Raw genomic sequence first — 13,260 nt, forward strand, 5'->3', positions numbered from 1 at the left:
CCGGCTTTCGGGTCAGCGGGGTGCCTGGTCGGGGGCGGGCGCGGCGGTGCTGGTCGGCGCGGGGGCGGATTTCGCGGCGGGCATGCCACCGGCGGGGCCGTAGCCTTGGACCTTCCACGTGCCGTCGATCCTGCGCATGTCCACCACCGCCGAGCTGTCGGTCGTCCCCGGCTGCGCCGAGTTGGGGTCGGTGTTGCCGGTGGATTCGATGACCGCCAGCAGCGTCACCGCGTCACCGTTCTGCGAGACCGGGCCGATGTCGGTGATCACGCTGCTCATCTGCACGTGCGCCTTGACCAGCTTCTCGAGCACGGCCCGCCACTGCGCGAGCTGATCGTGCATGGAGTCGGTGGTGGCGGCCAAGACCGCGCTGTCCCACCGGTCCAGGCTGCCGTCATTGACGGTGAACATGGTGGTGAGGAAGGTCGAGGCGGCCTTTGCGGCGGCATCCCGGTCGGTCTGCCGGGCCTGGGCGGCTGCGACGTCCGCGGCCGCCGTGTGCTTCTCGTACGCGAAATACCCACAGGCCGAACCGATTCCGCCGAGCAGCAGCAGGGCCGCCAGCCCGGCGGCTCGAACCCGGCGCTTGGTCACCGCGATCTCCCGGTCGCGCCACGACCGGGGCTTGCGGGCGGGACGCGTCCGCTTGCGTGGCTTCAGTGCGAGGACGGTCGCGTCCGTGTCGGCCGAAACCTCGACCGCTTCTTGCTCTTTCGTTTCCACGGTCGATCTCCTAGCGGGGTGTTGCGGGCAGGGACGGGTTGGCGGGTGACTGCGGTCCGGGCGGTTGCGCGACGCCGGAGACGTTCCCGGCCAGCGCTTGATCGCCGCGCCCGGAGTCGGCGGCCTTCCACACGCCGTCGACCTTGGTGAGTTCCACCCATACCGCCGAGGTGGTCTTCACCGGGTCGGGTGTCTGGAAGTTCTGGGTCTGTTCGTCGAGCTGGGCGATCACCCGCACCCCGGTGCCGGCCTGCGCGGCGCACGCGGCGTCGGCGACGGTGGCGGACTTGACGAGCCTGCCCGCCTTGATGAGCTCGCTGTTGTCGTGCGCCACCTGCGCATTGGCGAAGTAGTCGTGAATCGCCCCCGACGACAGCGATGCCATCTTCGGGGTCCACTCGTCGGGTTTGTTGTAGCTGAAGTTATTGGCGGCCAGCAGGAAATCGGTGCCCGCCTTGATGGCAGCGGCGCAATCGGATTCCTTACGCCGGGCATCGGCCAGCGAACCGGTCAACGCGGCATTGCGATTGGACAGGTCCCAATTGCGGTAGCCCATCACGCCGGTGACCGCGGCCGCGATCAGCAGCAGCGTGGCCACACCCAGCAACGGAATCCGTATCCCGTTGGCGCTCCAGTCTTTCCAGAGAGACTTCATCCCTCCCCTTCCTCAGTGCGGGATGTCGACCAGCAGCCGGAAACCCTTGTCGGCGGGGAAGGCCGCGAGCAGCCCGTCCATCGCCTTGCCCGGGTCGTAGTCGATGTGCTCGAGCGGGTCCAGCACGTAGGGGCGGATGATTTCCAGTGCGGGACCGCCCTTCTGGACCAGCACCTGCAGGTATTTCATGAGCCGCTGCGCGAGCGGAATGAACGGGATGACCTGCTTGCCGCCGCTGGTCTCGGTGATGGAAATGAATTGATCCAGCAGCGCGGGCAGTTCCGGGGCCAGCGTTCGGGCCAGCCGGTCGGCGCTGTCGCGCAGCAGGGTCATCTTCTCGCCGGAGGATTCACCGGCCGCGCCGGCCAGGAACGACACCATGCGCTGGATCAGTTCCCGGTTCTGGCGCAGCGTGGTGGCGAACATGCTGCCGGAGTTGACCAGTCGTTGGATGCTCGGCCCGACATCCTGGATCGCGATATCGGTCCCGGACAGGATCTGGTTGATGCTGTCGGGATTGATCTGATCCATGACGCCCTGCACCCCGCCCAGCGCCCGCGCGATGGTCAGCGGCGCAACCACATGGTCGGTGGGCACCACGGCCCCGTCGCCGAAGTACGGCCCGGCCACGGTCTTGGGCGCGAAGTTGATGTACTGCTCCCCCACCGCGGACAGATTGGCCACGGTCACGGTGGAATCCATCGGGATCCGGTATTCCGCCCGCACCGCCAGGCGCGCGGTGATGCCGCCCTCGGACTTCTCCAGCGTGGTCACCCGGCCCACTTGCAGACCGTTGAAGGTGACCGGCGAGGTCTGCATGAGCCCACCGGAACTCGGCAGCACCACGGTCATCGAATACGTCTTGGCGCCCGGGTGATACCCGAACACGCCGTAGGTCAGATACAGCGTGGCGCTGACGGCCATGACGAGCATCGCCAGCGCCGAGGCCAGGACCTTGCGGGTCATCGCGCCAACCCCACCATCTTCAGGATCGGTGTCACCCGATCGTGGAACGCCTGTTCGTTGGCTGCCGTAATGCGCTGGTCGGCAACGGGATCCCCGGTCAGCAGTTCGGGCGGGGTCTGCGGCACCACGTCCGAGATCACGATCGAGGGAAAGCCGCGTGCCGAGAGGAATGGCACGATCTTGTTCTGCAGCAGTGCGCCGATCGATCCGATCGTGCGCGGGAATTCGGTGGGCGAGGCGATGAGCGCCTGCGCCAGTGGCGTCCACACGTCGATGAACCGGTTGGCGGCGTCCAGGCGCGTTCTGGTCTTGGGATTGTTCGGATCGACCAGCAGTTGGTTGGCCCAGTCGGCCAGGTTGCGGATGGCGTCGATGAAGTAGGTGAAGTCCGGCAGCACCTGCTGCACGACGCCCAGCAGCACCGGCGCGGAGTCGAAGACGAAGTGCCACACGTCTTCCGCGGTCCGGAAGGTGTCGATGGCCGCGGTGGCGTTGTTCAGGATGTCCGACAGCTGCCGGGTGGAGGCCCCGATCCGGTCGAGCTGCTGCGAGAACTTCTGCATGAAGTACCGGAAGTCTCCGGAGTCGGCCGGGAACGCCTGGTTGACGTTGGTGACGAAGGAGTCCACGAACGGGATGTTGCCGCCGGTGACCCAGCCGACCACCGCCGCCATGTACTCCTCGACATTGGTCGCCTGCTTGGTCTGGGTGATGGGGATGACGCTGCCCTGGGTCAGGGTTCGGCCCGAAACCTGCGGCGGGATGGTGAGTTTCACGAAGGTGTCACCGAAGAGGGTGCGCTGCGCCATCTCGACCTGGGTCTCGGCAGGCAGCCGCACGTTCTTGTCGATGTCGAGGATCGCGGTGGGCTGATAGTAGGGCTGCTTGTCCGCCGCCAGCGCCGGCACGTGGGCTTCGGGATTCGGTCGCACGCTGACGGATTCGACGACGCCGACCTTCGCGCCGTTGAGTTCCACCGCGGTCTTCAACGGCAGCGACAGCACATCGCCGAATTCGACGCGGACCTGATAAGTCGGTTTGCCGTACTGCATGCCCGGCAGCGGCATGTCCAGTGGCCGCACCGCGCAACCCGACACCGCCGCCACCGTCAGCACGCCGAGCACGGCACCGCGAAAAGGCTTCCTAACCATTGCTTCTCACCTCCCGGCCGCGGCCATCATCAGTTGCACCACACCCAGGTCGACGGTCTGCCCGTCGGTGAAGTCGCGGTCGCACGGCGCATACCAGGGCTTGGCCATCGCGCAGATGTCGCGCGCGAGGCCCGGGTCGATGCGGAAGCTGGGCGGCACGTACTGCAGTTGCCCGGCCCCGAGCTTCTCGTTGAACAACCGCCCCGCCCCTTCCAGCCCCGCCGGAACGTTCTTCAGGAAGTCCACGAAATCCGGTGTGTGGTCGAGGATCTTGAAGATCACCGGGAACGCGCCGTCGGCCACGGCCATGATCACCTTCAACCACTTGTAGATCAGCAGATTGGCCAGCGGCGGCACCCACACCCCGATATCGCTCATGATCCCGGTGATATCGGGCAGTACCCGGTTGGCGATGTTCATCGCGTCGGTGACCGAACCGAGCAGGAAATCCAGGTCGCCGCTGCCGGTGTCGAGGTTCTCACTGATCTTGCGCATCTGCTTGAGGATCGCGCCGATGATGTAGTTCGCCCCGGCCGCCGAATCGCCGAGGATGTCGGAGATGTTCTTGATGGCCCCGTTCAGCGGCACCGCGCTGTCGTGCACCTGCTGGGCTATGCGGGCCAGCGAGTCGCCCAGGACGGCAGGCTCCTTCTCCTGTAGCGGCGCGTCATGCGATTTGCCGGTCATGTCCTCGGTGAGGGTGGCCATGGCCCGCATGGCCTCGGTGAAGCCGACCGGAGTCTTGGTGCGGTCCACGGGAATACAGTTGCGGTAGTCGAAGGTGCCGCCGCCGGTGTAGGCGGGGCCGAGCTCGATGTGCCGGTCGGTGACGATCGAATTGGCGATGGTGACCGCGCCGAGCTGCTGCGGCAGCCGCACCTTGCGGTCCACGGTCATCGTCACTTCGACGCCGTCGGCCTTGGGCCGGATGTCGGTCACATTGCCGACCTGGATGCCGAGCATGCTGACCTTGTTGCCCTTGTACAGGCCCACGGCGTCACGGAATTCGGCGCACAGGGTCAGCGGCGCGTTGTGGCTCTGGTAGTACTGCTTTCCGGTCAGCGCCACGATCGCGCCCATCACCAGGGCGATGACCAGGACGGCGCCCTTCAGTTTCGCCATGGTTCAGCACCCCGGCTTTCCGGCCGGGCACAGCGGAGTGTCGGTGACGACCGCACCGGACTGATCGACTGTGACATACGGGTTTTCGGTGTTCTTGGCGAAGAAGTCGAGCAGTTGCACGAGATTCTGGTCGAGCCCCGCGAGGGCGTCCTTGTTGTTCACGAGATCGGCGACGGCCTTGTCGATGGTGTCGTAGAGCGGTTCCAGCACGGGCCCGAGTTGTTTGTCGGCCGCGTCGAAGATCGGGGTGATGTAGTCGAAGGCGCGGCGGATCTCGCCGATGATCCGGATCAGCCCTTCACGGTTGGCCGCGATCACCCGGTACAGGTCGAGCACGTGCTGACCGGCGAGCTGGATGCGGTCCATCTTGTTCATCACCACCTCGAGGTAGGTCTTGGCGATGTCGAGGGCGCGGGAGAATTCGGCCCGCCGCGCCGCCACGATGGACGAGAGACTGTTGACGTTGGTGAGGATGTCGTTGAGCGCCTGCGGTTGCTGGTCGAAGGCGCCGGCCAGTTTCGAGATGGATTCGCGCAGCTTTCCGGCATCGATGCCGGCCAGCGCCGGGGTGGCGTCCTCGAGCGCCGCCGACAGGTCGTACGGCGTCTTGCTGTGCTCGCGCGGAATGATCTTGCCTGCGGCGGAACCGCTTCCGGCCGGTTGCACGGCCAGATACCGGCCGCCGATCGGGGTCATGAGTTTGACGCGCAGGGTGGTGTCGAGGCCGATGTGCACCTTGGAGTCGACGTCGAAGGAGATCTCGGCGTGATCGCCGACCAGTGTCACCGCGCGCACCTTGCCCAGCGTGATGCCCGCGATCCGGACATCGTCGCCGGCGCGCAGGTCACCGGAGTTGGCGAAGTCGGCGCGATAGACGGTCTGCCCGAACGGAATCACGTACGCGCCGACGGCGGCGAGCAGTGCGCCCACCGTCACCAGGATGGCCGCGATGCCGATCCGGAATTCGAAGCGCCGCTGATGTTCGGTGCTGCGCACGGTCAGCCGCGGCAGGCTCGGCAACGAAATCCGAGGCAGCGGGACGCGTTCCAGCAGTGTGGTGCTCATTTGCAGGCCTCCATCCGCTCGGTGCCCAGGACGATGGTGGTGGGGATCGGCAGCCCGTTCAGGCAGCTCCAGCGGTCGCCCGCTTTGGGTTCGAGGGTGAGACTGTCGAGCGTCTGCATCGCCAGCGGCGCGGCTGCCAGGGTCTGCCGGATGAAGGTCACCATCTCCGGGCCGAGCAGCATGTTGTAGAGCCGCTCCATGCCGCCGAAGTTGTCGTAGTAGACCGCGACCAGCCGGTCGAACAGCGGCAGTGCGGTGTCGATGCCCGGAATGCCCTTGGCGATGAGGTCTTTGAGCATGTCGAGCTTGCCGTAGACGTAGTCGACCAGACCGAGGATCTGCTCGATCATGTGGTCGATCTTGGGTGATTGTCCTTCGAAGCGGGCCAGCAGTGCCGAGAGATTGTCGGCCAGCAGCGTCACCACGGGTTCCTGGCTCGAGGCCACCTGGATGATCTTGTCCAGATCGTCCATGACCGGCCCCAGCCCGCGCCCGTCACCGGACACCACGAGCAGGATGTTCTCCAGGAACTTGTCCACCGACCCGGAATTCAGCGTCTGGAATATGGGCCGGACGGCGTCGAAAAGTTCGGAGATGTCGAACGAACCGTGCGTGCGTTCGAGGGGGATGGTGGTCCCGGCCGCAATCTTGTTGCCCGGGGCCACCTTCTGTTGCAGGGCCAGGTAGCGGTCCCCGATCAGCGACTGGAACAGGACTGCGACCTCGGTGTTGTCGTACAGCTCCTGCCCCTCGGCGACGGTGAATCGCACATAGGCGACCGTCCCGTCCAGCTGGATCTCGGTGACCTTGCCGACCTGCACCCCGGCCATGCGCACATCCGAACCCTGTTTCAGCCCCGACACATCCGCGATGTGCGCGGCATAGCTGCGGGTCTGCGCCTTGACCGGGGTCTGCAACGCCGTCCAGATCATCACCCCCATGAGCAGGATGACGACGCCGACGACACCCAGCCGAACGGCCGCGCTGCGCACCGATTTCACCGGTCACCCCCCGACGGTGCGGCCGGAGTCGAGCCGAACAGGCCCGGCGGGATGGCGAGGCCGGGGATGCTCGGCAGCCCGGGAATCACGGACGGTGCGTTGGGCACGGTCTGCGGACCGGCAGCGATGAGCTTGGGATCGCCTGCGAGATACGGCATGTGGGCGAGCAGCAGTTGCACCTGGAGCGAGACCGTCCCATCCGGGTTCGGGGTGAACGCCTTGTCGACCTGATCGAGCAGCATCGGCAGGCGGTCGTAGAAGCTGGTGATCCCGCCCGCCGTCTTGCTGATCGGGGTGGCCAGGCTCAGTAGGGCGTCGACCACGCTGTTGAACTCCGGCTGCGGGAAGATATTGATCAGATCGCCGATCACCTTGCCGACGAAGGTGATGATGGCCTCCAGGTCGTCGTGCCGGTCGGTGAGGAAGGCGACGCGACTCGCGTTGGCGCGGAAGCCGTCCAGCACGCCGCGGGCCGCGACCGTCAGGTCCGCGGTGCCACTGGCCGCCGAGTTCAGCGCCGGTCGTGGGTCGATGGCGACGAGGATGTCCTCGCCCACCTTCATGCGCCCGATGTCGATGGCGGTGGCGATCATCCGGCCGATGCCCTCGGTACTGCCGTCGAACGACAGCACCGAACCGATGCGCCCGACCGGGCCGGTGTCGATCTCGGCCAGTTGCTGACCGACCATCCGGATCACCGAGGTGACGGTGACAGTCTGGGAATCCTTGGGAATGGCGACGGTCGCGCCGTCGTGCAGCGCCCGGCCACGCGGGCCGAGGTAGAACAGCTCGAGCGCGGTCATGCCGAGGGTGTTGGAGGAGACGAAGCGCGCCTGCACATTGTCGGCGAGGAACTTCGCGTCCTTGGGGTCGACGGTGATCCGCATGAATTGCCGGTCCACGCCCTGGGTTTCGACCTTGGTGACCTCGCCGATGCGCAGGCCGTCCATCTTCACGTCCGCGCCCTCGAAGACGCCCTCGCCGACTTGCTCGGCCTGGATGTTGACGGTGAACTCGGGCTTGAATCCGCCCTTGACGAAGGTGGTGAACAGCAGCGAGATCGTCAGCAGCACAGTGCCGCCCACCACGCCGATCGCCAGCAGCGTGACCGGTCCCGGCCCGCGCCCGTTGATGGCTTGATACTTCCGCACACTCATCGCGCCGCTACCCCGTGATCCGTAGATCGGTGACGAGCATTCCCCACAGCGCGGTGGTCAGCGTCAGATCGAGCACGATGATGAGCACCAGCGACGTTCGGATGGCCCGCCCGGAAGCGACCCCCACGCCCTCCGGCCCGCCCGAGGCGTAGAAGCCGTAGTAGGAGTGCACCAGGATGATCACGACCACGAACACGACGGCCTTGAACAGCGACAGGAAGATGTCCTTGGGGTTCAGGAACGCCTGGAAATAGTGGTCGTAGGTGCCGCCCGCCTGACCGTGCACGACCTTGATGAAGAAGGCGGTGGCGAAGTAGCTGCACGCCAGCGAGGCCAGATACACCGGTATGACGATCAGCACCCCGGCGATGACGCGGGTGGTCACCACGAACGGAATCGGTTCCACCGCAGTCGCTTCCAGCGCGTCGATCTCCTCGGAGATGCGCATGGAACCCACCTCGGCGGTGATCCGGCAGCCCGCCTGTGCCGCGAAGGCGATGGCCGCGACCAGCGGGGCCAACTCGCGGGTATTGGCGAAGGAGGAGATGAATCCGGTCAGCGGTCCCATGCCCAGCATGTCGAGCACCTGGAAGGCTTCGATGCCGATGATGGCCCCGGTCATCAGGCCCATGAACACCACCACGCCGACGGTGCCGCCGCCCACGATGACCCGGCCGTTGCCCCAGCCGATATCCATGAACACGACGCCGATCTGGCGCCGATAGCGGTGCAGGGTGCGCGGAACCGCCCGCAGTACTTGATAGGCGAAGGCGAACTGGTGGCCCAGCGCCACCACCGGCACGAACACGTCGGCGGCCCGATGCGCCGACCGCACGCCCAGCGCCCGGTATCGGGACGGGATGACCATCAGAACCCCAGCTTCATCGGGAACCAGATCGAAAGCAGCTGTGTGATCAGCACATTCGCGGCGAAGGTGGTCATCACTCCGAGCACCACGGTGGCATTCACGCAGTCGGCCACGCCCTTGGGACCGCCGGACGCCTCGAACCCGCGCTGCCCGGCCACCAGCACCACCAGCAGGCCGAAGATGACCGTCTTGACGACCGCGATGATCAGATCCGTCGTGGAGGCAAAGGCCGCAAAGGAATTGAAGAACGCGCCCGGCACACCGCCCTGCAGCAGGGTCATGGTGTAGATGGTGGACAGGCCGACGAACACCACCAGGATGCACATGAGCGGTCCGACGATGAACATGGCGGCCAGGCGCGGGGCGATCAAGCGGTGATTGGGATTGATACCCAGGGTGCGAATGGCATCGATCTCCTCGCGGATCTTGCGCGCCCCCAGGTCGGCGGCAACCGCCGCGCCCACCGCGCCGCCCATGAGGATGCCCGAAATCATCGGGGCGGCTTGCTGAATCACGCCGATGCCGCCCATGGCCCCGGCCTGCGAGGTCGCGCCGACCTGTGAGGCGAGAGAGCCGACCTGGATCTCGATGATCGCCCCCAGCGGCACCGAGATGAGGATGGCCGGCCAGCCGGAGACGCTCATCATGAACCAGGCTTGAGTGAGCGTCTCCTTCCACGGGTGGTTCATTTTCACGATGTCGCGGAACAGGCCGTAGAAGGAGTCGGTGGCCAGCAACACCAGACGGCCGAAGGTGCCGATCGAACCGAGCAGGGTCCGCCACGCCCACAGCACCAGCCTGGCAATCGGGCGCAGGACCGTCGGCACCTGCCATTCGGGTGGGCTTTCACCCGCGTTCTCGATCTCCGGATCGGCCGCGGGGCCTTCCGTATCGGTTGTCGCGCTCTGCATTGTCAACTCCCCGCAAACAATTGTCTGAGACAGACTAGCCTCGAGCGGACGACGCTGTCCGCAGAATGATCGATCACTTGACGGATGTCGCCAGACACCACGCAACTAAGGCATCCACCATTGGATGACCGGCTGCGATACCACCTCTCCACCCGCGAGCGTCACCGTCAGTTCCCCCTCAGACAGCTGGACTGAGGACACCTCGACGCGGATCGGAGTGGCCGTGCGCAGGTCGTAACCCTTGAACTCACCGCCGCAGACGGCGAACAGAATCCGCTCGGTCTCCCCGACCGCCGCGGCCCGCTGCCACTGGTCACAACGCGCCGACACACCGTCACCCCCGAACCAGCCGTACGGGCCCGCCAGGGAGTGCCCGAAATCCGGCTGCGCACTCGCGGGCACCCCCGTGTAGGCCTGCACGTCGGGCACTTGGTACGGAATCGATTCCGGCGGAACCGAAATCGAGTTCGTCGGCGCGATGGTGCGGGAGGACGGCACGGCCGCGGTAGTGCTGACCGCCGGCCCCTGGGCGACCACCACGATCGGTGGCGGTGCGCCGAGGTGGGTACGGAGGTAGGCAGCGATACCGATCCCGCCGCCGATCAACGCCGTGACGGCGACCAGGGCCGAACCGTAGGCGACCGCCGTTGCCGGGGTTTTTCCGGTCCTCACCACCAGACCCCTCCTGACCAAAGTCGATCCAACTGACTGAGACAGTTGTTAGCATACTGTGACGCAGCCCGCTTCGTTATGCAAACTGCGATCGCGATCACAGGAGGATCAAGGGTGGATATCAAGCGCAAGAATGCATTTCCGCTGGCCGTGGCGAGTGTCGCATTGTCCGTGACACTTACCGCGTGCGGTGGCGGCAATGTCCGCAGCAGCGATGTCACCATCACGGTCGCGCCCACCAGCGTCGCCGCGAGCACGGCCGCCAACGGCAAGGCGCCCGATCCGCTCACCGCCGATCAGCTCGACAAGAAGCTGCAGGATCTGTTCGGCAAGAAGGACGTTCCCGACGATCAGCGGCTCTCGGTGGTGCAGAACGGCGAGAAATTCCGGACCGACCTGCCCTCGCTGGTGAAGGCCATGAACGAGAACCCCCATGCCGAATTCGGTGTGGTCGCCGATTCGGTGACGCTCAACGGCGACACGCTCGAGGCCGAGTTCTGGCTGGACAAGGACGGCAATGGCAATCGACGGTCCGCGCCGCTGAATCTGGTTGCGGTGAACGGCGAATGGAAGATCACCTCCAGCGATATCTGCGGGCTGATCGCACAGACGGATTACAAGTCGCCCGCCTGCTCGTAGCGGGTCGACGCGATCGGAGGGGAGATCCGAGCAGTGTTTCAATGGTTGGGGCGGTGGATGTACCACGCCCGCTACGCCGTGGTCGCCGGATTCGTTGTGGTACTGGGCCTTTCGGGCCTCTACGGGCTGGGCTACCAGGACAGGCTGACCGCGCAGGGCTATTTCGACGACACCAGCGAGTCGGTCATCGGCACCGAGCTGGCTGACGACACCTTCGGGCGTGACTTCGACGGAGACGTCATCGCGATGTACACCGCGCCGCCCGGCAAACGCATCACCGACCCGGACCTCGAACAAGCGGGCAAGACGCTCACCCAGCAGCTGCTGTCGGACGACAGGACGCAGATCAAGGATGTCAGCGGCTACTGGAACGCGGGCCTGGGCAAGCCGCGATTCATCAACGCGGACGAGACGAAAGCATTCATGAGCATCGGGTTGCAGGGCGTCGGCGACCAGGACAGCGTGAACTTCTATCACGGGATCGAGGACAAACTCGCGATCCCCGGGCTGACACTGCAGGTCGCGGGCCGGGTACCGGTCTCCGACGCGGTCGGGCTCACCCTGCAGCACGATATCGAGCGCATGCACCTGATCGCGCTGCCGCTGGTGGCGATCGTGCTGTTCTTCGTCTTCGGCGGAGTCGTCGCGGCGTCGCTGCCGTTGATCATCGGCGGGCTCACCATCGCGGGCGCGTGGGGAATCATGCAGCTGTGCACCGACTTCATGAAGGTGAACAGCTTCGCCGACGCGGTACTGCAGCTCATCGGACTGGGCCTGGCCATCGACTACGGACTGTTCATGGTGAGCCGGTTCCGCGAGGAGATCGCCGAGGGCCGCACCGTGGAGGAGGCGGTGCGGACGACGGTCTCGACGGCGGGCCGCACCATCGTCTTCTCGGCGACCATCATCGTGGTGTGCGTGGCGGGGGTGCTGATCTTCCCGCTGGTGTTCCTGCGCTCGGCCGCGATCGGGGCGCTGGCCGCGGTGGTATTGGCGGCGCTGTTGTCGATCACCGTCCTGCCCGCGATCCTGGGCATTCTCGGAAAACGCGTGGACGCCTTCGGTTTCCGGCGCTTCAGCCGCACCCGCACCACCGCGCAGATCGACGCCTCGTTCTGGTCGCGGCTGGCGCTGTGGTCGATGAAGCGGCCGGTACTGGTGGCGCTGCCGATCATCGTGGTGCTGGCCGGGCTGATCGTGCCGTTCTTCAAGGCGGAGTTCGCCGGCATCAGTGAGAAGTACCTGCCGCCGGGCAATGAGACCCGCGTCGCACAGCAGGATTTCGACGCGACCTTCCCGAAGGAGCGCGTCTCCCCGCTCAAACTGGTGATCCAGAATGCCGACCGGGCGACCGAGAAGGCGATCGTGACCGCCGCGAATTCCGCGGTGGCGGACAAGCATCCGGGGGTCGTGGGGGAATTCCAGAAGCCGTTCTCCAATGGCGTCGCCAAGGCGGGCGTGAATGTGAAGGTGTATCAGGCGAGCCTGGCCGATCCGCACGACGCCGATGCGGTGATCGCGGCGCTGCGCGCCTTGCGCGCGCCGGTGGGGGTGAACTTCTATGTCACCGGAATGCCCGCGCTGGAACGGGATTCGATCCACGGCGTCATCCACCGGCTGCCCTGGCTGCTGGTCATTCTGGTGCTGGCCTCGTTCGTGATGATGTTCCTGGCCTTCGGCTCGTTCGTACTGCCGGTCAAGGCGATCTTCGTCAGCCTCCTGAGTCTGACGGCCGCGCTGGGCTTCCTGACCTACGTCTTCTACGACGGGCACGGCGCGGGGCTGCTGGACTTCACCCCGCAGCCGCTGTCGTTCCCGGTACTCGTGATCATGATCGCGATCATCTTCGGACTGTCCACCGACTACGAGATCTTCCTCATGTCACGGATGGCTGAGGCGCGCGAAAACGGTTCCGAAACCAGGGAATCCATTCGCTACGGGACGGCGCACACCGGCGGCATCATCACCGCCGCGGCCCTGGTGCTGATCGTGGTGACCGGCTCGTTCGGGCTGTCGGAGCTGGTGCTGATGAAGTACATCGCCTACGGCATGATCGTGGCGCTCATCCTGGACGCCACCGTCATCCGCATGCTGCTGGTGCCCTCGATCATGCGGATCCTCGGCGACGCCTGCTGGTGGGCTCCGGCGTGGGCGAAGCGGCTGCACGCGCGCATCGGACTGGCCGAGTACAAATCCCGGCCCGCGACCCCACCCGAACCGGCCGCCGAGGAGGTCTCGGTATGAAGCGCACCCGCGAAACACCCTGCTAGTCACTGAAACACACAGAATTCTTTGTCGACGAGGCCCGCAGGACGCGGGCGGAATGGGGC

General features: G+C 65.8%; 13 protein-coding genes. 2 read left to right on the plus strand and 11 right to left on the minus strand.

Going from position 1 to position 13,260, the window contains the following annotated elements; translation table 11 throughout:
* Positions 1-12: 12 nt before the first annotated feature.
* The 11 genes from ACFXHA_RS11530 to ACFXHA_RS11580 all read right to left on the minus strand — a co-directional run bounded on the left by ACFXHA_RS11530 (position 13) and on the right by ACFXHA_RS11580 (position 10,294).
* On the minus strand, positions 13-723 hold the full coding sequence (locus tag ACFXHA_RS11530) for a hypothetical protein (RefSeq protein WP_379355551.1): 711 nt from the start codon (positions 721-723) through the stop codon (positions 13-15).
* A gap of 10 nt (positions 724-733) precedes the next feature.
* A complete protein-coding gene (locus ACFXHA_RS11535; protein ID WP_379355553.1) occupies positions 734-1,378 on the minus strand; it encodes a hypothetical protein in 645 nt (214 codons plus the stop codon).
* Between the two features lie 12 nt (positions 1,379-1,390).
* Positions 1,391-2,344 carry an MlaD family protein gene (locus ACFXHA_RS11540; RefSeq protein WP_379355554.1) on the minus strand — a complete coding sequence of 318 codons (954 nt, stop codon included), beginning with the start codon at positions 2,342-2,344 and terminating at the stop codon, positions 1,391-1,393.
* Positions 2,341-3,495: an MlaD family protein gene (locus tag ACFXHA_RS11545; RefSeq protein WP_379355556.1), complete on the minus strand. Its 1,155-nt coding sequence runs from the start codon at positions 3,493-3,495 to the stop codon at positions 2,341-2,343. Before ACFXHA_RS11545 ends, ACFXHA_RS11540 begins: the two co-directional genes overlap by 4 nt.
* A 6-nt stretch (positions 3,496-3,501) precedes the next feature.
* The gene (locus ACFXHA_RS11550) at positions 3,502-4,617 is read right to left on the minus strand and encodes an MlaD family protein (RefSeq protein WP_379355558.1); all 1,116 of its coding nucleotides are present in this window, start codon (positions 4,615-4,617) and stop codon (positions 3,502-3,504) included.
* A gap of 3 nt (positions 4,618-4,620) precedes the next feature.
* The gene (locus ACFXHA_RS11555; protein WP_379355560.1) at positions 4,621-5,682 is read right to left on the minus strand and encodes an MCE family protein; all 1,062 of its coding nucleotides are present in this window, start codon (positions 5,680-5,682) and stop codon (positions 4,621-4,623) included.
* The gene (locus ACFXHA_RS11560) at positions 5,679-6,683 is read right to left on the minus strand and encodes an MlaD family protein (protein ID WP_379355561.1); all 1,005 of its coding nucleotides are present in this window, start codon (positions 6,681-6,683) and stop codon (positions 5,679-5,681) included. The genes ACFXHA_RS11555 and ACFXHA_RS11560 overlap by 4 nt, the downstream gene beginning before the upstream one ends.
* The gene (locus ACFXHA_RS11565; RefSeq protein WP_379355562.1) at positions 6,680-7,840 is read right to left on the minus strand and encodes an MlaD family protein; all 1,161 of its coding nucleotides are present in this window, start codon (positions 7,838-7,840) and stop codon (positions 6,680-6,682) included. Before ACFXHA_RS11565 ends, ACFXHA_RS11560 begins: the two co-directional genes overlap by 4 nt.
* A gap of 7 nt (positions 7,841-7,847) precedes the next feature.
* Complete coding sequence (locus tag ACFXHA_RS11570; RefSeq protein WP_379355563.1) at positions 7,848-8,708, minus strand: ABC transporter permease; 861 nt, start codon at positions 8,706-8,708, stop codon at positions 7,848-7,850.
* Entirely contained in the window at positions 8,708-9,619 is a 912-nt protein-coding gene (locus tag ACFXHA_RS11575; RefSeq protein WP_379355564.1) for an MlaE family ABC transporter permease, read from the minus strand. Before ACFXHA_RS11575 ends, ACFXHA_RS11570 begins: the two co-directional genes overlap by 1 nt.
* A 105-nt stretch (positions 9,620-9,724) precedes the next feature.
* The gene (locus ACFXHA_RS11580) at positions 9,725-10,294 is read right to left on the minus strand and encodes a hypothetical protein (RefSeq protein WP_379355565.1); all 570 of its coding nucleotides are present in this window, start codon (positions 10,292-10,294) and stop codon (positions 9,725-9,727) included.
* A 111-nt stretch (positions 10,295-10,405) separates the two neighbouring features.
* Here ACFXHA_RS11580 and ACFXHA_RS11585 point away from each other — a divergent pair, with 111 nt between their 5' ends.
* Both ACFXHA_RS11585 and ACFXHA_RS11590 read left to right on the plus strand, forming a co-directional pair.
* Positions 10,406-10,930, plus strand: a complete 525-nt coding sequence (locus ACFXHA_RS11585; RefSeq protein WP_379355566.1) for a hypothetical protein — start codon at positions 10,406-10,408, stop codon at positions 10,928-10,930.
* Between the two features lie 33 nt (positions 10,931-10,963).
* Entirely contained in the window at positions 10,964-13,174 is a 2,211-nt protein-coding gene (locus tag ACFXHA_RS11590) for an MMPL family transporter (RefSeq protein WP_379355567.1), read from the plus strand.
* Positions 13,175-13,260 lie beyond the last annotated feature (86 nt).

The sequence above is a fragment of the Nocardia sp. NPDC059240 genome, from assembly GCF_042753865.1.
Lineage (GTDB): Bacteria > Actinomycetota > Actinomycetes > Mycobacteriales > Mycobacteriaceae > Nocardia.

What these genes read in the sequence shown, in the direction of transcription:
- ACFXHA_RS11535 (WP_379355553.1), bottom strand. Translation starts at nt 1,378, where the DNA reads ATGAAGTCTCTCTGGAAAGACTGGAGCGCCAACGGGATACGGATTCCG.
- ACFXHA_RS11550 (WP_379355558.1), bottom strand. Translation starts at nt 4,617, where the DNA reads ATGGCGAAACTGAAGGGCGCCGTCCTGGTCATCGCCCTGGTGATGGGC.
- ACFXHA_RS11575 (WP_379355564.1), bottom strand. Translation starts at nt 9,619, where the DNA reads ATGCAGAGCGCGACAACCGATACGGAAGGCCCCGCGGCCGATCCGGAG.
- ACFXHA_RS11545 (WP_379355556.1), bottom strand. Translation starts at nt 3,495, where the DNA reads ATGGTTAGGAAGCCTTTTCGCGGTGCCGTGCTCGGCGTGCTGACGGTG.
- ACFXHA_RS11570 (WP_379355563.1), bottom strand. Translation starts at nt 8,708, where the DNA reads ATGGTCATCCCGTCCCGATACCGGGCGCTGGGCGTGCGGTCGGCGCAT.
- ACFXHA_RS11540 (WP_379355554.1), bottom strand. Translation starts at nt 2,344, where the DNA reads ATGACCCGCAAGGTCCTGGCCTCGGCGCTGGCGATGCTCGTCATGGCC.
- ACFXHA_RS11565 (WP_379355562.1), bottom strand. Translation starts at nt 7,840, where the DNA reads ATGAGTGTGCGGAAGTATCAAGCCATCAACGGGCGCGGGCCGGGACCG.
- ACFXHA_RS11555 (WP_379355560.1), bottom strand. Translation starts at nt 5,682, where the DNA reads ATGAGCACCACACTGCTGGAACGCGTCCCGCTGCCTCGGATTTCGTTG.